The organism is Nonomuraea insulae, assembly GCF_042656245.1.
Genome location: NZ_JBHSPA010000013.1, coordinates 81,820 through 98,826, shown reverse-complemented (window position 1 = coordinate 98,826; position 17,007 = coordinate 81,820). Strand labels below are relative to the sequence as shown.

The 17,007-nt window shown below is 69.0% G+C and carries 17 protein-coding genes and 1 pseudogene; 9 read left to right on the top strand and 9 right to left on the bottom strand.

All coding sequences use genetic code 11. The features are described 5' to 3' along the window. Positions 1 to 27 precede the first annotated feature (27 nt). The gene (locus ACFPZ3_RS09960; RefSeq protein WP_379513702.1) at positions 28 to 465 is read right to left on the bottom strand and encodes a MarR family winged helix-turn-helix transcriptional regulator; all 438 of its coding nucleotides are present in this window, start codon (positions 463 to 465) and stop codon (positions 28 to 30) included. 57 nt (positions 466 to 522) lie between these two features. Here ACFPZ3_RS09960 and ACFPZ3_RS09955 point away from each other — a divergent pair, with 57 nt between their 5' ends. From ACFPZ3_RS09955 to ACFPZ3_RS09945, 3 genes are all read left to right on the top strand, one after another. Beyond that, positions 523 to 906: a VOC family protein gene (locus ACFPZ3_RS09955; RefSeq protein ID WP_379513701.1), complete on the top strand. Its 384-nt coding sequence runs from the start codon at positions 523 to 525 to the stop codon at positions 904 to 906. 633 nt (positions 907 to 1,539) lie between these two features. After that, positions 1,540 to 2,064 (top strand): GNAT family N-acetyltransferase, encoded by a 525-nt coding sequence (locus tag ACFPZ3_RS09950; protein ID WP_379513700.1) that lies wholly within the window; start codon positions 1,540 to 1,542, stop codon positions 2,062 to 2,064. 87 nt (positions 2,065 to 2,151) lie between these two features. Then, complete coding sequence (locus ACFPZ3_RS09945) at positions 2,152 to 2,604, top strand: hypothetical protein (protein WP_379513771.1); 453 nt, start codon at positions 2,152 to 2,154, stop codon at positions 2,602 to 2,604. 11 nt (positions 2,605 to 2,615) lie between these two features. Here ACFPZ3_RS09945 and ACFPZ3_RS09940 read toward each other — a convergent pair. The 3 genes and pseudogenes from ACFPZ3_RS09940 to ACFPZ3_RS09930 form a co-directional block, all read right to left on the bottom strand. After that, a pseudogene (locus tag ACFPZ3_RS09940) lies at positions 2,616 to 2,837 on the bottom strand (class I SAM-dependent methyltransferase); the annotation flags it as partial. Positions 2,838 to 3,147: 310 nt separating this feature from the next. Next, positions 3,148 to 4,248 carry a hypothetical protein gene (locus ACFPZ3_RS09935; RefSeq protein ID WP_379513699.1) on the bottom strand — a complete coding sequence of 367 codons (1,101 nt, stop codon included), beginning with the start codon at positions 4,246 to 4,248 and terminating at the stop codon, positions 3,148 to 3,150. A 178-nt stretch (positions 4,249 to 4,426) separates the two neighbouring features. Then, positions 4,427 to 5,218 carry a phytanoyl-CoA dioxygenase family protein gene (locus ACFPZ3_RS09930; RefSeq protein WP_379513698.1) on the bottom strand — a complete coding sequence of 264 codons (792 nt, stop codon included), beginning with the start codon at positions 5,216 to 5,218 and terminating at the stop codon, positions 4,427 to 4,429. Positions 5,219 to 5,319: 101 nt separating this feature from the next. Here ACFPZ3_RS09930 and ACFPZ3_RS09925 point away from each other — a divergent pair, with 101 nt between their 5' ends. Together ACFPZ3_RS09925 and ACFPZ3_RS09920 are read left to right on the top strand one after the other, a co-directional pair. After that, a complete protein-coding gene (locus tag ACFPZ3_RS09925) occupies positions 5,320 to 6,216 on the top strand; it encodes a helix-turn-helix domain-containing protein (RefSeq protein WP_379513697.1) in 897 nt (298 codons plus the stop codon). 276 nt (positions 6,217 to 6,492) lie between these two features. Beyond that, a complete protein-coding gene (locus tag ACFPZ3_RS09920; RefSeq protein WP_379513696.1) occupies positions 6,493 to 7,746 on the top strand; it encodes a serine hydrolase domain-containing protein in 1,254 nt (417 codons plus the stop codon). 78 nt (positions 7,747 to 7,824) lie between these two features. Here the strand turns inward: ACFPZ3_RS09920 and ACFPZ3_RS09915 are convergent, their stop codons facing one another. Together ACFPZ3_RS09915 and ACFPZ3_RS09910 are read right to left on the bottom strand one after the other, a co-directional pair. Next, positions 7,825 to 9,255 carry an MFS transporter gene (locus ACFPZ3_RS09915; RefSeq protein WP_379513695.1) on the bottom strand — a complete coding sequence of 477 codons (1,431 nt, stop codon included), beginning with the start codon at positions 9,253 to 9,255 and terminating at the stop codon, positions 7,825 to 7,827. Between the two features lie 608 nt (positions 9,256 to 9,863). Then, entirely contained in the window at positions 9,864 to 10,460 is a 597-nt protein-coding gene (locus ACFPZ3_RS09910; protein ID WP_379513694.1) for a TetR/AcrR family transcriptional regulator, read from the bottom strand. A 154-nt stretch (positions 10,461 to 10,614) separates the two neighbouring features. Between ACFPZ3_RS09910 and ACFPZ3_RS09905 the strand changes: the two genes are divergently transcribed. From ACFPZ3_RS09905 to ACFPZ3_RS09895, 3 genes are all read left to right on the top strand, one after another. After that, positions 10,615 to 11,073, top strand: coding sequence for a class I SAM-dependent methyltransferase (locus tag ACFPZ3_RS09905; RefSeq protein ID WP_379513693.1), 459 nt, complete (start codon positions 10,615 to 10,617; stop codon positions 11,071 to 11,073). 101 nt (positions 11,074 to 11,174) lie between these two features. Continuing rightward, positions 11,175 to 11,825, top strand: coding sequence for a DUF2218 domain-containing protein (locus ACFPZ3_RS09900; RefSeq protein ID WP_379513692.1), 651 nt, complete (start codon positions 11,175 to 11,177; stop codon positions 11,823 to 11,825). Further along, positions 11,822 to 12,637: an alpha/beta fold hydrolase gene (locus ACFPZ3_RS09895; protein WP_379513691.1), complete on the top strand. Its 816-nt coding sequence runs from the start codon at positions 11,822 to 11,824 to the stop codon at positions 12,635 to 12,637. The genes ACFPZ3_RS09900 and ACFPZ3_RS09895 overlap by 4 nt, the downstream gene beginning before the upstream one ends. 180 nt (positions 12,638 to 12,817) lie before the next feature. Here ACFPZ3_RS09895 and ACFPZ3_RS09890 read toward each other — a convergent pair whose 3' ends face one another. The 3 genes from ACFPZ3_RS09890 to ACFPZ3_RS09880 all read right to left on the bottom strand — a co-directional run bounded on the left by ACFPZ3_RS09890 (position 12,818) and on the right by ACFPZ3_RS09880 (position 14,674). Then, positions 12,818 to 14,053 (bottom strand): RNA polymerase sigma factor, encoded by a 1,236-nt coding sequence (locus ACFPZ3_RS09890; RefSeq protein WP_379513690.1) that lies wholly within the window; start codon positions 14,051 to 14,053, stop codon positions 12,818 to 12,820. After that, the gene (locus ACFPZ3_RS09885) at positions 14,050 to 14,373 is read right to left on the bottom strand and encodes a YciI family protein (protein WP_379513689.1); all 324 of its coding nucleotides are present in this window, start codon (positions 14,371 to 14,373) and stop codon (positions 14,050 to 14,052) included. Before ACFPZ3_RS09885 ends, ACFPZ3_RS09890 begins: the two co-directional genes overlap by 4 nt. 103 nt (positions 14,374 to 14,476) lie before the next feature. Next, positions 14,477 to 14,674, bottom strand: coding sequence for a hypothetical protein (locus ACFPZ3_RS09880; RefSeq protein ID WP_379513688.1), 198 nt, complete (start codon positions 14,672 to 14,674; stop codon positions 14,477 to 14,479). A 352-nt stretch (positions 14,675 to 15,026) separates the two neighbouring features. Here ACFPZ3_RS09880 and ACFPZ3_RS09875 point away from each other — a divergent pair, with 352 nt between their 5' ends. Further along, positions 15,027 to 16,997: a DUF2264 domain-containing protein gene (locus tag ACFPZ3_RS09875; protein ID WP_379513687.1), complete on the top strand. Its 1,971-nt coding sequence runs from the start codon at positions 15,027 to 15,029 to the stop codon at positions 16,995 to 16,997. Positions 16,998 to 17,007 lie beyond the last annotated feature (10 nt).

Genomic DNA, 17,007 nt, shown 5'->3' with positions numbered 1-17,007 from the left:
GGCGACCGGGGATGGAGCGTTGGAGGGTTAGGCGGTGATGCTCTCGGCGGCGGCGGTGTAGGTCTCGACGACGTCTGCCAGGAAGTGTTCGACGACCTCGCGCTCGGCGGGGTCGAGCTTGCCGACGTGCTCGTCCAGCCCCCCGAGCAGAGGGGCGAGGTGCTCCGTGAGCTTGGCCTTCGAGGTGTCGGCGAGCAGGACGAGGACCTTGCGGCGATCGGTGGCGTGCGGCTGTCTGGTGACGTGCCCGGCCCGCTCCAGGCGGTCGACGATGTGCGTGCTCGCCGCCGTCGACACCTGCAGCCGGTCGGCCAGGTCCTTGGCGGTGAGCGGGCCGTCGGTCATCAGGTGCTCGATGGCCGACAGGTCGGTGGAGTTGATGCCCAGGGCTTGGCTCAGGCGCTGCTCCACCTGGCGGGTCAGCAGCCCGATCAGCTGCAGGCCCTCCATGATCGCGTTCGTCATGACCCCAAGGCTACTACACAAATTGCTAACTAACTTAATTAGCGATTAAATGTTACCATGATCTATCCCACGCTCCGCTCCGCGGACCTGCGCACACTGATCGACTTCTACGTCGCCGCCTTCGGCTTCACCGAGGTCCACGCCATCCCCGACCAGGAGGGGCGCATCATCCACGCTCAACTGGCGGGCCCTCGCGGCGGCGGCGTCATGCTGGGCCTGCACCACGACCTGCTCAGCGCGGAACTCGCCCAGCACGACCAGCACGCGCTACCGTCGGCGCCCGTACGCTGCTACGTGGTCGAGCCTGATGCCGACGCCCTGTTCGCTCGCGCCGTCGCCGCAGGCGCCGGGGTAGTGCGCGAACCGCATACCACTCCGCACGGCACTCGCGACTGCGAACTGCGCGACCCTGACGGCAACCACTGGCTCTTCGGCGCCTGAGCCCTGGCGACCAGCTGTCCGCGGAGCGACCAATCGTCGTCAACGTGCTCGTGGTCGTAGTGATCTTGTGGTTCGTTGTCGTCCGCCTGGCTCAGCGGCGCCGCGGAAGTATGCTCTCCGCCGGAGAAGGACTTCGCCGTCACGCATAACGTGGGCCGCTCCACCGTACGGCCGGCCATCGCGCAGCTGCGTGGGGAGGGCCTCGTTCAGGTGCGGCACCTTCGTGACGGGCGCCCCCGCTCAAGACAGCCGGGCAGCTTGACGCTGGATACGCGAAGATCGCGGCGAGCATCGCGGCCGACACCGACCGGGGGAGGGCTCAAGCCAGGCGACCGGTTGCCGTCGGAGGTCGAACCCGGCGCCCGTCACAAGGTGGGGGCCATGCGATGGTTCGGGCCGCCATCGCCCTGCTGCGGGAGCAGGGGTGTGTCGAGATCGCACTCCGCCCGCTCCGATACCAAGGGCTCGTTCATCACCTGCCAGGCCGCGGCCGGTTTGCCGGTCCCCCCGAGCTAGTGGCTCGTCTCAGATGGTTGCCAGGTAATGGCTTCGGTGGTTGCGAGAGCGTCTGCGTCGAGCTTCGCTGAGAAAATGATTTGTCGGGAGGGCGGCGTCCGGCTAGTTTCGCCGTCTATGACCCCGACTCTGCGTACTGATCGCCTGCTGTTGGACCAGTACGTCCCCGCAGACCAGGAAGACTTCGTCACCCTGTTCCAGGACCGGAGGGTTTCGCAGTGGATGGGCGACGGCCCTGCTACCGAGGCGGAGGACCGTGCCCTGTTCGGACGGATCTTCACAAAGGTCTATGCCCAGGATTTGTTCGATGTCTGGGCCGTTCGCCGGAACGGTCTCTATATCGGACACGCTGAGATCAAACCGACCGACGTGACCCAAGGCTACGAGATCATCTACGCGTTGACCCCTGATGTGTGGGGAGCGGGCCTGGGAAGAGAACTGGCCGAGGCGATCGTCGCCTACGGCTTCGACACCCTGGGGCTCACGGAGGTGCACGCCACCGTGGTGGAGTCCAACGGTGCCTCGCTGACCGTGTTGAGCAGGATCGGCTTCGAGCACGTCCGAGACATAGCCGAAGGCGACGGCAGCACCACTCGCGTACTGACACAAAGCCGGGCTATGCAGCCCACCCGGCAGGAGTGAAGGGATTGTCGGCTCGAAGACAGCGTCGGCGTTTACTGATCAGGCAGCCCTGGCCGGGTTGATCGGTTCAGGCTTGCCTCATTGCCCTTGCTGGGCATCAAGTCCAGCGACCCGAACTCGTCGAGCTGCGCGGATATCCGCACAGGCACTACGACCCCGTTGCACGACTGGAGCTTCGCCACCGTCACCAACCCGTTGTTCGACCTGGCCTCATGGCTGCACGACGCGTCCGAGCCGGACGCCGCGACCTACCTCGACGCCTACTTCTGCGCCTGGGCCGACGCTCTCGCTCCAGAACGGATGCGGGACGCATGGCGCGTGGCCAAGCCGCTCGCCGCGGTGGTGGAGATGATGAAGCTGATCGAGCTGGCCGACATCGTCGGACCGGATCACGACTTCAACTGGCTACCGATGACCTACGGTTGGGGCCGGCGGCTGCTGAACGCGGCCACCGACCCCGACCTGACCATCAACGGCTGGCGAACGTCTGTCCGCACTCGACCCCGGACCTCTTCCGCCTCGTCTGCCGAGGCATGCTGAAGATCATCAAGAAGTGCAGCCGAGGAGTCCAGCCCTGTCACGTCGTGTCCGCGTCGCGCCAGCCGCAACATCTGTGTTCCCTGGCCGCACCCTACATCCAGGACACGCTGAGGCACCGCATCGGGCAGGTGAGCCGTCAACTGCCGGGCTACCAGCTCTTGGCGGACGACCTGCCGGAGCGTCCCCAGACGAGCTCGCCACTGGTCCTCGCCTGCCGCGAAGCTGGAACTCATCGCATCTTTCCCTGCTCGCTGTCGGGCCGGCAGCGAGCCTACGCGATCATTCTCCTGCCTTTCCAGGCGGACGGGCGCGCGGACATCTCGTCAGTGCAGGGCCAGGAGACGTCCGGATGTGTTGTCGGGTCAGCCCAGGTTGCAGATAAGCGCGGGACGGTGAGGGCGGTCGTGCTGGCGATGACGGCGCGTCGCCGGAGGGCCTGCTCTGGCCGGCACTATCGCGCGTCTCCTGGATCGATACGTCCTGCGCGATGAGATGCGTTGGACGCAAGAGTCGTTCGCCTGGCATGAGCGCCTGCCTCGCAAGTCAACGGTATTGCACGACAATTTCCATGGTTGACAAAGCCTGCCGATCATAAACCCAGACCTCTACCACCCTCCCAGGCAAATCGGGGACGTTCCAGTCGCTGGTCTCGTCCAGCCACGTCCGCACTGCCTCGCGTACGGCCGGCAGATCGTCGCCGGAGCGGTCGAGTTCGCGCAGCAGGCTGTTCCACAGGTGGCGCAGCAGTTGCCGTTCGGTCGGTACCGGGGTGCGGGCGGGGTGCATCGGGCGGTCTCGTTGGCGGGCGCGGGCCAGCAGGACCCACGTCATGAAGACGATCCAGGTGGCTGTGGCGCGGCGTACGCCGGTCTCCCAGAGCACGTCGTCCGACAGATCGGGGTGGATGGAGATCACCTCCTGCCGGTAGACGTCTTCGAGGCGCGCGGACATCCCTGGTGGCAGCCGGAACACGCACCAGCACGTGGAGAACGGCATACGCATGTAGGCGGCCTCCAGAAAGGCCGAGTGGTAGCCGGCGCTCTCGAAGTCGAGGACGCGCATCCCGGCCGGCGTCAGGAGGTTGTTGTCGGGGCAGATGTCTCCGGGGGAGAAGACCCGGTAGCGCTCGGCATTGGCACCCAGCGCCGCCAGGTCGGCGTCGAGGCCCGGTGGCGGTTCGGGCAGGATCTCTCCGAGATCGCTGAGATCAGGTGAGAAGCCGCGCCGCGGGCCGGGCCGGGCGTGAGCGGTATACGCGCGTTCCCACTCTGGGCGACGACCGGCACCGGCCACGGCGATGCGACCGTACGCGCGCGCCCACGTGAACAGGCCCTCGGTGGCGGCCCGCGGCGAGTCGCTCAGAAGCAGGTCGGCCAGGCTCGGGGCGGCGCCGAGGTCGGACATGACGATCAGCGGGAAGGAGTGGTCCACGGCCAGCAGGTCGGGGCCCGAACCGGCGGCGATCGCCAGCCCGGCCGCTTCGGCGGCGAAGCCGGACGCGTCCTGGTACGCCTTGACGACGACCGTGCCGCCACCGGTCGTTCCGCAGCGCAGCACCTGACTCCGGGCGCTGCCGCCCAGGTCGACCGGCCGGCCGAGGCTTTCACCGAGGGCTGCCGAGGCCGCTGCGAGAATCCGGTTCACGTTCAGGACCCTAACGGGCTGATCGTGAACAGGGGCGTAGCCGTTTGCCGTCGGTGGCCGTCCTTCGGGACAGCGGTGCCCGGCGGCTCCCGCGCGCCGCCGAGCCGGGCTCGGCATCCGAGCGGGCACTGCGCGAACACGGGGGCGCGTCCGCCGAGGCCCGCCTGACGTCGGCCGGCTAAGCCCAGGGGCGGGGGAAGGCGTCCCCGTCCAGCCGATCGCCCGCGGCGAGTCCGAGCGGATCGGTCACGATGTGCTCGGTCCCGCTGTAGCGGGTCGCCTCGTCCATGTAGATCGTGACGTGCGCGAACCGGGCCTGGCCGGTGCGGTTGGGCAGCGCCATGTGGCCGGTGTAGCCGCTGTGGAAGGTGCAGTCGCCGGCGCGGAGCGGCACGGTGACCCGGGGGACCCAGCGCAGGGACGGGTCCATGGTGAACAGCTCCTCCTCGTGGTGGAGGTCCTGCGGGCGCAGGCCGGTGCGATCCTGGGTGCCGGGCAGGAAAGTCATGCAGCCCCGCTCCGGCGGAACGTCGACCAGCGCGATCCACGCCGACAGCGGCAGCCGGTCGCCCGCGTGCGGCCAGTACGGGCGGTCCTGGTGGAACTCCGTCGCGGCGTCGTTGTGCGGCTCCTTGACCAGCATCTGGTCGTGCCAGAGCCGCAGCGGGAACCCGGCGAGCTGCTCGGCGATCCGGCCGAGCCGCTGGTCGAACGTCAGCTCCCGCAGCGTCCGGTCGCGTTGCCAGACGTTGACGAGCTGACTGAAGACGCCCTGCTTCTCCAGGCTCTGCGCGCGATGCGCCTCCAGGAACGCCTCGGCGCTCGCCCGGAAGCGCTCGACCTGGCCGGGCCCGAGCACACCTCGTACCCGGACGAAACCGTATTCGCGATACGCCGCCACCAGCTCATCCGATATCCGGCCACCGGCGCCGACGTCGCCGCCGGACTGTTGGGTCGTGGTCGTCGCCATCCTTGACCTCCAAGGTTCGTGCCGCTGGGATGCTACAAGCCTCGTCGAGGCGTGCCGCTCAGGGCTAGGCCGATCCCGGCAAGCAGTCGTACGATCCCGACATGCCTGCCACGCTGCACGAGCACGCGCTGTTCGCCGGAGGCCCGGTCCTGGCAGGCGTCCACCACGTGGACGCCGACATCGAGTCGCACGCGCACGACTTCCTCGAGATCGCGGTGATCGGAACCGGTCGCGGCCGGCACGTGACCAGCCAGGGCGAGCATCCGCTGCGGCGCGGACAGGTCATCGTGCTCCGTCCTGGCGCCTGGCACGGGTTCCGCGACTGCGCCGGCCTGGTCGTCGCCAACTGCTGCCTGTCCGCCCAGGCGCTACGGGCCGAACTGGCGGCGCTGTACGACCTGCCGATGCTGCGCCGGATGTTGTGGACCGATCCGGTGGCATCCGGCGCGCACGGCGTGGCGGTGACGGCCGTCGATCCGGCCGCCGCCGAGGAGGCCATCGCGGAGATCAGCCTGCTCGAAGGAGATCTCGCGGCCGGCCGGCGCCGGCCGGGCCGGATGCTGGGCCGGCTGATCACCGTGCTCGGCGTCCTGTCCGACGGCCGCGACCCCGGACCGAACACCGCCGGGCCCGCCGTCCACCCCGCGGTCGCCGCCACCGTCGCCCGGCTCGAGGCGGCGCCGGCCCATCCGTGGCGCCTGGACGATCTCGCCCAGGCGGTGAGCCTGGATCCCGACTATCTCGGCCGGCTGTTCAGACGGTACGTGGGGTTGACACCGCTGGGCTTCCTGGCCCGAGTGCGAGCCGAGCGCGCCGCCACGTTACTGGCACACTCGACCCTGCCGGCCGCCCGCGTCGGCGCCGCCGTCGGCTGGGACGACCCGACCTACTTCGCCCGCCGCTTCCGGGCTCTGGTCGGGCTGACACCCACCGAGTACCGGCGACGTAGCCGATCGGCCGGCGCCTTCCAGACGGCCGACCGCAGAACGACGCAATGACAGGAAGACCCGGAGCGCCGCAAACGCTGGGCAGCTGGACGGCAAGCTCGACGGCGACGCGCTTGAGCCTTCGTGGAGAAGGTCTTCACGCCGGCCGCGGACAGGGGGTGAGGAACATCGGAACCGGCCGTCCTCGCACCACCCGTACGCCCGAGAGGTGATCACCCAGCGTCACCGGCTCCGGACCCGACGCAAAGCCCTTTTCAGCCGTGGAGACCTTAAGTTCACTGTGATAGTAAAGATCCCTCTGCGGCAAATGTGATCAAAGGGGAACTCGTGACGGTGATCAGCAGGCGGCGGGTACTTCAGGTCGGGGCCGGTATGGTGCCCGCGCTCGCACTCGGCGCCCGGCCCGCGACGGCGCAGGCGGCGGCGATCCCGGTGACCGGGGTCGTGCCGGCCCAGCTGGCGGGCTTCGACACCGCCATGAAGACGTACATCACCGAGCGTAACATCTCGTGCGCCCAGCTCGCGGTGGCCAAGAACGGCAAGATCCTGCTCGCCCGCGGCTACGGCTCGTACGTCCGTAATGGTGTGACCGTTGCCGTTCAGCCGACCTCGCTGTTCCGGATCGCCAGCCTCAGCAAGAGCCTGACAGCCGCCGCGCTGACCAGGCTGGCCCAGGACGAGAACGTCGACCTGAACGACAAGGTGGCGCCCATGCTCGGGCTGTCCACCACCGCCGACCCGCGGCTCGCCGACGTCACGTTAGTGCGGCTGCTCCAGCACATCGGCGGCTGGGACCGTACGACGACCTATGACCCGCTCTTCCACGACGCCACGATCGCGGCCTCCCTGGGCACGTCCCTGCCGATCGACCGCGAGGACATCATGAAGTACGTGACCGGCAGGAAGCTGGACTTCGCGCCGGGCACCAAGTACGTCTACAGCAACTACGGCTACCTGCTGGCCGCCCGGGTGCTGGAGGAGATCTCCGGCATGACGTACCAGGCCTACGTACATAAGAGGCTGCTCGACCCCGTCGGGATCACCCGGCCGCGCCTCGGCAAGAGCCTGCGCTCGCAGGCGGACGCCACCGAGGTGCCGTACGAGTCGCAGTACACCTCCAAGAGCGTCGTGGACGACTCGGGCGCGACCGTGCCCTCTCCCTACGGCGGCTTCAGCATGCCGAACCAGGGGGCCAACGGCGGCTGGCTCGCCTCCGCGGTCGACATGTTGAAGTGGGGCTTCGTGTTCGACGGGGCCGGACCGGTGCTCAACGCGGCGTCGATCTCGAAGGTGTTCGCCCAGCCGGAGATCGGCGTGCAGCCGGGCGGCTGGTGGTACGGCCTGGGCTGGCAGGTCCGCAACAACAACGCCGGCACGCTGAACACCTGGCACAACGGGTCGATGCCCGGCACGTTCAGCTTCTTCGCGCGGATCCAGAACGGCGTCAGCTATTGCGCGATCTTCAACCGGCGGGAGGAGACGGCCACGCCCGACTTCGACACCATTGATCCCATCCTCGGCCAGGCGACCGGCGCCGTGACGACCTGGCCCACCACGGACCTCACCCCCAACTACTTCTGACTGTCCCGCCCCGCACCCGGCGATGCGGGGTGGGAGGCCCCCGTCGGCCGGCCATCCTCGCCACGTTTGGCCGGTTGCTCACTGCTGGGGTTCTGATGGCGCCTTGCGGGGCATCAGGGCGACGATCGGGAGGCTGAGGGCGGTGACGCCCAGAACGACGATGAGGCTGACTTTCATGGCGTGGTCCAGTCCGGAGGTTGCGGCCTGGAAGAAGATCGAGGTGACCGCGGCCGAGCCGATCGCTGATGCGAGTTGCTGGATCGAGCTGAACGAGCCGCTGGCACTGCCGGCTTCGTCAGGTTTCGCGTCGCCGAGAGCGACGACGGGGATCGTGGCGAAGCTGAGGCCAATGCCGACGCCGATGACGAAGAATGCCGGGGCCAGCGCCCAGAGGCTGACGTTCGTCCCGGAGTAAGCGACGAGGGCCAGGACCCAACCGCAGCCGACGAGGTCGACGGTGAGGCCGATGACGACGAGCCGGCGACCGAGCTTGGCGACCAGGCCACCCATGGCGGCGAACCCGGCGGCGACGAGCCCCAGGGTGAGCGGTACCAGGCCGAGCGAGGTGTCCCTCGCGCTGGCGTGCAGCCCCACCTGCAGGAACAGGGACAGCACGAAGAGCAGGCCGGTGCCGGCGGCGACGGCGACCAGGCACACGAGCAATCCGGAAGTGAAACCCCGGTTCCGCAAAAGCGAGGGCTTGATGAGCGGGTGGGTCGCGGTGCGCTGACGGTGGGCGAAGGCGGCGAAGGACAGGACGCCGACGGCGATCGAGACGATCGGGATGACGCCCCAGCCGTTGGTCGAGCCCTCGATCAGGCCGTACAGCAGCCCGAGCATGCTGACCCCGAGCAGGCCGGAGGCCCAGACGTCGACGACAGTGGAGCGGTCGGCGTCGTCGTCTCGCGGCAGGATCTTGACGGCCATGATCAGCCCTATGACGCCGAGGATGATGTTGATGAGGAAGATCGGGCGCCAGGACAGACCGAACACGTCGGCGCTGATGAGGAAACCGGCCAGGACCGGGCCGGCGACACTGGAGAGACTGAGAACCACGCCGAACAGCCCGAATGCCTTGGCGAGCATGGCGCGGTCGAACGCTTTCGTCATGATCGCCATGCCTTGCGGGATGAGCAGAGCCCCGAACGCTCCCTGAGCGACCCGGGCGGCGATGAGCAGGGCCGGATCGGGTGAGAACCCGGCGATCGCCGAGGCCAGGGTGAACCCGCCCATGCCGATCAGGAAAAGCCGGCGTTGGCCGAACTTGTCACCCAGCCGCCCGCCGACCACGAGCAGGACACCCATGGCGAGCATGTACGCCGGTCCCAGCCACTTGATCAGACTCTCACCGCCGTTGAGCTCGCCGGCGATGGTGGGGGCGGCGATGTTCGTGACGGTTGCATCGATCACGTCGAGCGCGTCGGCAAGCAGCACCAGCCCCAGGATCGCCCACATCAGGCGGCTGGAGCGGCGTGTGGTGACTGTGCCCGGCTCCGTCAAGGTAGTCATGAGGAACGTCCTTCTCGGTTCCGTCGGGGCGCCCTCCTGGGCGGCCTCTCACCCCTGCTACGAACACACCCGACCCGATCCGACACCGCCCACAAAAGATTTCGTCGAGATCTTCCGGCGCGTGTGTCGTTGGCGAACCGACCACGGTGGTGTGGAGGCACCTAGGCAGGCTTCTCAGCCGCGTGCGGCACGCGGCGCTCTCTCCGGATCGCCCACGTCAGGCCCGGTATGACGATCGCCGCTGCCGGTACATGACCACCCGCGATCAGGAGCCTGGCCGATGCAGTCGTGTGGCTCGGAGCAAGCGCGAACGAGACCGTGGTCAGCGCGAGTTGCGACCCGGACGAAGGTCTGTCGCGGCCGGGCGGCTCGACGCACGGCTCCTACCGCAAGGACGGATCCGGGTGCGGTGCACAAGGACGACGCCGCACCGGAACAGCCGGCCGGGAGGGCGTCTGCATTGGCGTTGGCTTGCGGCTTTCCGGGGATCTCCGGCATGGAACGGCCCGTAGGTCGCGGTGGGCGGCCGGATCTGATGGCAGTACCTGCGATGACGCCGGAACTACGGGCGAGAGCCGAGGAGGTCAACGCTGACAGTACTGGGTGATTCACCTCTGCTGGTGAGCAGGTGGTGCCGGACGTAGCCCGTCCAGGGTGACAGCGACCAGGCGGTGGACCGCTTCCTGACCGGTGACGGTACTGGCCGCGGTGAGGGCGTGCAGGCAGTAGCCGGCCAGTTCGTCGGCAGGCACGTCGTCGCGCAGGTCACCGGCCTGGGCGGCCTCGGCAAGCAGGTGTTGGATGAAGTCGCGTAGTCGTCGCTGCGCACGCTCGACGTGTTCGCCGCGATGGAGCAGCGTGGCGAGCTCACTGCCGTGGTGCCCCGCCCGGTGGCGCTGGATGTGCGCGTAGGTCTGCAGAACGGCTTGCAGGCGTACGACGGCCGGATCGGCGGGATCGACGACGGCGGCGAGTTGGTCGAGGTGCGCGGTGATCTCGCGTTCGTGCCAGGCGGTGAGAACGGTGTGGGCGTCGGGGAAGTACTTGTACAGAGTCGCCCGCCCGATACCGGCCTGCTCGGCGATCTGCGACATCGTCAACGCGACCAGCCCGTGCTCGGCCACCAGCTTGGCCATGGCGTCCAAGGCCGCGTCCCGCACCGCGGCGCGATGCTTGTCGATCGTCTCGTTCCACAACTTGGGCACGACATCGACCATACACCTCGTTCAAACGCGAAACATAGTGACATTGACAGAGACATGATGTCTCGATAAATCTGGTGTCGACAGAACGCCCCGGCCATGACGACCCATGGCCGACCGAGCGCAACCTCTCCGTCGTCAAGAACGGGACAATCGCATGCGGAACTCATCCCTTCACCAACACCACCACGCCGCGCACGGGCCACATGATCTGCACGCCGGCCCGCCGAAGTGGGAAGAGGTGTACGCCGACCGGCCGCGGTGGGACATCGGTCGCCCGCAACCGGCGTTCCTGGCCCTGGCCGAGGCCGGCTCCATCGGCGGCCGGGTGCTGGACGTCGGCTGCGGCACCGGCGAGCACGTGCTCATGTGCGCCGGTATCGGCCTGGAGGCCACCGGCGTCGACGTCGCCGCCTCCGCGATCAGGGCCGCCGAGCAGAAGGCGGCCGAGCGGGCACTGACCGCGCGATTCCTGCACCACGACGTCAGGCGGCTGGGCGAGCTCGAGGAGTTTTCGACACCGTGCTCGACTGCGGGCTGCTGGTCCACCTCATCGACGACGCTGACCGACGAGGACGGCGTCGCGGCCTGGCTCGTCGCCCTCACCCGGACCTGACCCCGCCGCCCTGACCCCGCCACCCTGACCCCGCCACCCTGACCGGGCACCTGCGCGCAGCCGGGGCGGTTCCCTCCACAAAGACGACCAGAAGGAATGCGATGCCGATCCTGAAAGCTCAGATCGAGACCGAACGGGCGAGCCGGTACCTCGTCCAGTTCTGCAAGCACGCCGCCGCCATGGGCGACGGCGGTCATACATCCCGCATGCACCTGCACGGCATGATGGCCCGCCGCGAGGTACAGGTGGCCGCCGAATGGTCCGACACCAACGGGACCGTCACCTTCACCCCATGGGGGCAGTGCACGCTCACCGCCGACCCCGGCACCTTGACGCTGCTCATCGACGCCGCCGACGAGGACGGCCTGCGCCAGATACGGGACCTCATCACCCGGGACTTCGAGCGCTTCAGCCGCCGCGACCCGGTGACCATGACCTGGCAACAGTCCGAAACCTCCGACGCCGCAGCCTTTCCAGAGACCGCCGCGGCGACGCCCATCCGCCGCCGAAGCTTTCTGCGCTCCAACCTCAAGACGATCCTCCTCGGGCTGGCCGTGGTGCTGATCATCGGCCTGCATGTCGGACTGGCCGGCACCGTCGTGGCGGAATCGGCGTGGACCGGCGTGGCCGCCAACGTCGTCATCGCACTCGTCGTATTGAAGGTCGCGCTCATCGCCCTGGCCCGCTTCGGCTTCCTGCGCCGCAAAGCCGCCAGAACGCCCGCCGGCACGCGGAAGAAGGCAGACGCGTGAGCATTCTCAAGGTTCCTGGCGCTCACCTCTACTACGAGACCCTCGGGAGCGGGCCTGTCATGGTGATGGCCCCCGGTGCCAGCGGAACGGCAGAGGGTTTTCGCAGGGCGGCGAAGTACCTGGCGGCGTCCTACACCGTCGCCGTCTACGATCGGCGCGGCTTTTCCCGCAGCCGCCTGGAGGGGCCGCAGGACTTCGGCCGCCGTCTCGAAACCGACGCCGACGACCTGCGGCGCCTGGTCGAGTGCCTAAGCGATGAACCAGCCACGCTCTTCGGCGTCAGCTCTGGCGCGATAGTGGTGCTGGAAGTCCTCATCCGCCATCCCGCCGTGGTCGGTACGCTCGTGGCCTTCGAGCCGCCGACCGTACGACTGCTATCCGACGGACACACATGGGTGGACTTCTTCCACGAGGTCTACGATCTCTACCACCGGAGCGGGGTGGAGCCGGCGCTCCAGCAGTTCCGCGAAAAGACCTTCGCCGTCTCCGACCGGGCCGCCATGGCCCGCGCGATGGACCTCAACGCCGGCGACCAGATGCTCGCCAATCTCGCCTACTGGTTCGAGCACGAACTGCGTCAATACCCGACGACCATCCTCAAGCTGGATCCGCTGCGCACCTACGCTGACCGGATCGTCCTGGCGGCCGGCCGGGACTCGCACGGCTACCCGTGCCGCGAAGCCACCATCGAACTGGGCAAGCAACTCGGCCGACAGGTGATCGACTTTCCCGGCGGCCACGTCGGCTGCATGAGCCAACCCGCCGATTTCGCCGGCGAGCTCATGCGGGCTCTCATCGACCGGGCCGTCTGATCGCCGATGCGGTCACAAGGCCGGAAGACGCTGATGCTGCCGCAGGAGCTCGACCGGCCGATGACGATCTTGGGGCGTGGATCGAGCGCTACCTGGACCTCGCGGTGCGCTCGGCCGAGGTGAGCGCGAAGATCAGCCGGCATCTGGAGCGACTGCGCGCCTGGATCGGCTCCGGGCTCGCTACTGCAGTTGGGCGCGGCGGCGGGTGAGGTAGGCGGTCTCGCCGGTGTTGCCGGCCAGCTCGATGGCCCGGTCGTAGGCCGCGCGTGACTGCTGACTCCGGCCCAGCCTGCGCAGCAGGTCGGCGCGGGTGGCGTGGTAGGCGTGATAGCCGGCCAACGCCTCGGCGAGGGGGTCAACGATGGCCAGCGCCACCTCCGGTCCGTCGAGCTCGGCCACGGCGATGGCGCGGTTGAGGGCGATGATCGGCGAGGGGTCGAGGCGGACGAGCTGGTCGTAGAGGGCGAGGACCTGCGACCAGTCGGTGTCGCGGATGTCGCGGGCGGAGGTGTGCACCGCGTTGATCGCCGCCAGAATCTGGTAGCGGCCCGGAGCCATCCCGGCGGCGGCAGCGGCCAGGCGCTCACGCACCAGCCGATGCCCCTCGGCGATCAGCGCCGCGTCCCAGGCCCCGCGGTCCTGCTCGGCCAGGGGGACCAGTTCGCCGCCGGCCGAGACCCGGGCGGTGCGACGGGCCTCGATCAGCAGCATCAGCGCCAGCAGGCCGGCCACTTCTCCGTCCTGCGGCAGGAGCGCGCGGATCAGGCGGGTGAGCCGGATCGCCTCGGTGGTCAGGTCGTGTCGTACGGGATCGGCGCCGGGGCCGCTGGCCAGGTAGCCCTCGTTGAAGACGAGGAACAGGACGGCCAGGACGCCGGAGACACGAGCCGGCAGATCGTCGGCGGACGGCATCCGATAGGGGATGCGAGCCACCTTGATCTTGGCCTTCGCGCGGGTGATGCGCTGCTCCATGGTGGTCCCCTGCACCAGGAAGGCCCGGGCGATCTCGGGCACGGTCAGACCGCCGATCATGCGCAGCGTCAACGCCACGCGCGCTTCCATCGCCAGCGCCGGGTGACAGCAGGTGAAGATCAGCCGGAGCCGGTCGTCGTCGATGGCGCCCAGCGGCTCGGGTGGGGTGTTGTCGTGCAGCATCTGAGCCTCCTTGTGCTTGTCGTCGCGTTTGTTCTCGCGCCGGATCCGGTCGATGGCCTTGCGGTTGGCGGTGGTGGTCAGCCAGGCGCCGGGATTGGGGGGCAGGCCGTCGGCCGGCCACCGCTCCACGGCGGTCGCGAACGCCTCGGCAGCCGCCTCCTCGGCGATGTCGAGGTCACCGAAACGCCTGGTCAGAGCGGCCACTACCCGCGCCCACTCGTCGTGGTGGACCCGGGTGATCGCCTCCTCGACGTCGCTCACAGGAACGGCCGCACCTCGATCTTCCGATCGCAGACCTTCGAGGCCTCGGCGGCGAGCTTGAGCGCCACATCCAGATCGGGGGCCTCCCACACCCAGACGCCGGCGAGGTACTCCTTCGACTCCACGAAAGGCCCGTCGCTGAACACCGCCTGCTCGCCCCGGTTGTCGATGACCGTGGCCGCGTCGGTGTCCGCGAGTCCGCCTGAGAAGACCCAGTAGCCTTCGGCGATCAGTCGTTCGTTGAACACGCTGATGGCAGGTCGCCTGTCCGTGCTGCCGGGATTGCTCTTGTCATCGATCACGGAAACCAGATATCGCATTTGAAGATCATCTCCTGTGGTGTCAAGTCAGCGTGGTTCTGTGGTCAGGGGCTTCAGGGCCTCGCATACCGCGGGCGTCCGGCCGGCCGGTAGACCTGGATCGTCACGCCCTTCGAGCCGACCCGCGACTCGACCTGGTTGAGCGCAAGATCCGGACCGGTCTCGCGCCCTGGCCGAGGATCACGATCGGAATCATCTCCTCGACCAGGTCGTTCTCCAGCAGCCACCGGGTCAGGATGCCACTTCCGTGCACCTGCAGCTCACCCCCGGGCTTGGCCTTCAGCTCACTGATGGCCGCCACGCTCGAATCCGTTCCTGCGGTCCTCATCCGACGCACCGCCGTTTCCCCGCATCACTCCATCGATGGTGGCCCGAGTCACGGTCGTCAGCTTCATGATCGAGGTTCCTTCACCTACGCGCCGCCCCTTGCGGTCGGCCTCACCCCTGCTACGAACACAACCGCCCCGATCCGACACCCCCTCCCGGACTTCTTCGAAGAATTTTCGGCACGCCGGTCGTCAGGCGGGCCGAGCGCCGGTTGGCAGGCGTCTACAGCCAGGTGATGTTGACAAACTCCTTCAGCGGCTCATAGCGTCCGATGCCGGTTTACCGGCTGCTGCCGAGGACGAAGAGGCATGGGAGGCCAGCCGTTCATGAACCGCACCCCCGCAGAGGACCGCGCCCACTGGGAGCGGACGGCGGACGAACTGCTGCTCGCCGTACGGCCCTTCGCCACCGATGGGCATTCGCTGATTCAGCTCCCCGGTCCTCCGAGCATCAACGGTGTGCTCAGCGATGGGCTCGAGGGCTTCGCCCGCACCTTCCTGCTGGCGGGCTTCCGCCTGGCGGGCGCGGGGGGCGAGGACCCGCATGACTTCGCCGGGTGGTACGCGGCCGGACTGGCCGCCGGCACCGACCCGGACAATCCGCGGCGCTGGCCCACGTTCACCGAGTGCGCCCAGGCCAAGGTCGAGGCCGCCTCGATCGTGCTGGCGCTGCACGAGACGCGGCCGCTGATCTGGGACCGCCTCGACGACCGGGTCAGACAGCGGGTGCTGGACTGGCTCGCCCCTATGGTCGGCGATCCGATGCCCGGCAACAACTGGATCTGGTTCCAAGGTGTCACCGAGGCGTTCGCCCGCAGTGCCGGAGGCCGATGGAGTCAGCAGGATCTCGACCGGATCATCGCGCTGACCGACGGCTGGTACGCGGGCGGCGGCTGGTACTCCGACGGGCTCACCGGCGGCGAGCGGCGCAACTTCGACCACTACAACGGCTGGGCGATGCACCTGTACCCGCTGTGGTTCTGCCGCATCCTGGGCGATGAGGCACCCGCCGGGCTCCTCGACCGCTACCGGGACCGGCTGCGGCGCTTCCTCCAAGACCAGCGACTGCTGGTCGGCGCCAACGGTTCACCGCTGATCCAGGGCCGCTCGCTCACCTACCGGCACGCCGCGCTGGCGCCGCTCTGGACGGGCGCGCTGTTCGACGCCACACCGCTGGCGCCAGGGGAGACCCGGGCGATCGCGAGCCGGATGCTCGGCCACTTCACCGAGGGCGGAGCCGTCGACGCGAAGGGGCTGCTGACGCTCGGCTGGCACCAGCCCTACCGTGGCGTGCTGCAGGTGTACTCGGGGCCCGCGTCGCCGTACTGGGCCGGCAAGGGTTTCATCGGCCTCGCCCTGCCCCCGGACCATCCGGTGTGGACCGAGGAGGCCGCCCCGCTCGCCGTCGAGCAGGGCGACTTCACGCGAAGTCTCCGGGCCCCCGGCTGGCTCGTCTCCGGCACCGCCGCCGACGGTGTCGTACGCGTGGTCAGCCACGGCGGCGACCACGCCGACCCGGCCCGCCCGCACGCCGACGACCCCTGTTACGCGCGTTTCGCCTACTCCACGCACACGGCACCCGAAACCCCGGGCGACCCGACGGCGGGTCCCGGCGCCTGTGCGGGCGCCGACCCGGTGGACAACGCGGTCGTGCTGCTGGACGCCGCGGGGCGTGCCTCGCACCGGCGTCCGGCGACCAGGGTCCGCGTTGACGGTGCGGTCGCGGTTTCCCGCTCGCGGGCGCACTGGCCACAAGACGCGACCTGGGATCCGTTCGGCGGGCCGGACACCCGGTACGTCCTGGGCCCCTGGATCACGGTCGGCTCCGCACTGCGCGGATCGGTCGAGGTACGGGCCGCGCGCATCGACCCCGCGCCGGGCGCCGGAGCATCGGCACACATCCTGCGCATCGGCGGCTGGGCTCTGGCCGCCGATCCGCGGTCGTCACCCGGCCGCACCGACGGCGCCACCGCGCGGGTCGAGAACGCGGCGGGGCTGGTCTCCGTCGTCGTCGGGACGCGGGGACTGCCCAAGGCCGCCGTGGTGGTGGGCTCGGACAGCAACGCGCTCGGCGCCGCGTCCGCCACCCCCGTCGTGGAGAGCGACGGACCGATCGCCCACGGCACGTTGTTCGTCGCGCTCGTCCACCTCGGCGGCACCGACCCCGCCGCGCTGCCGCGGGTCACCTCCCGCGCCGAAGGCACCACCCTTCTCGCGGACGTGACGTGGCCCGACGGTGAAGGGGACACGATCCGGCTGCCCCAGCCCGAGGCCGGCTCCTGCCCCTGGGAGGAGTGACGGAGACGAG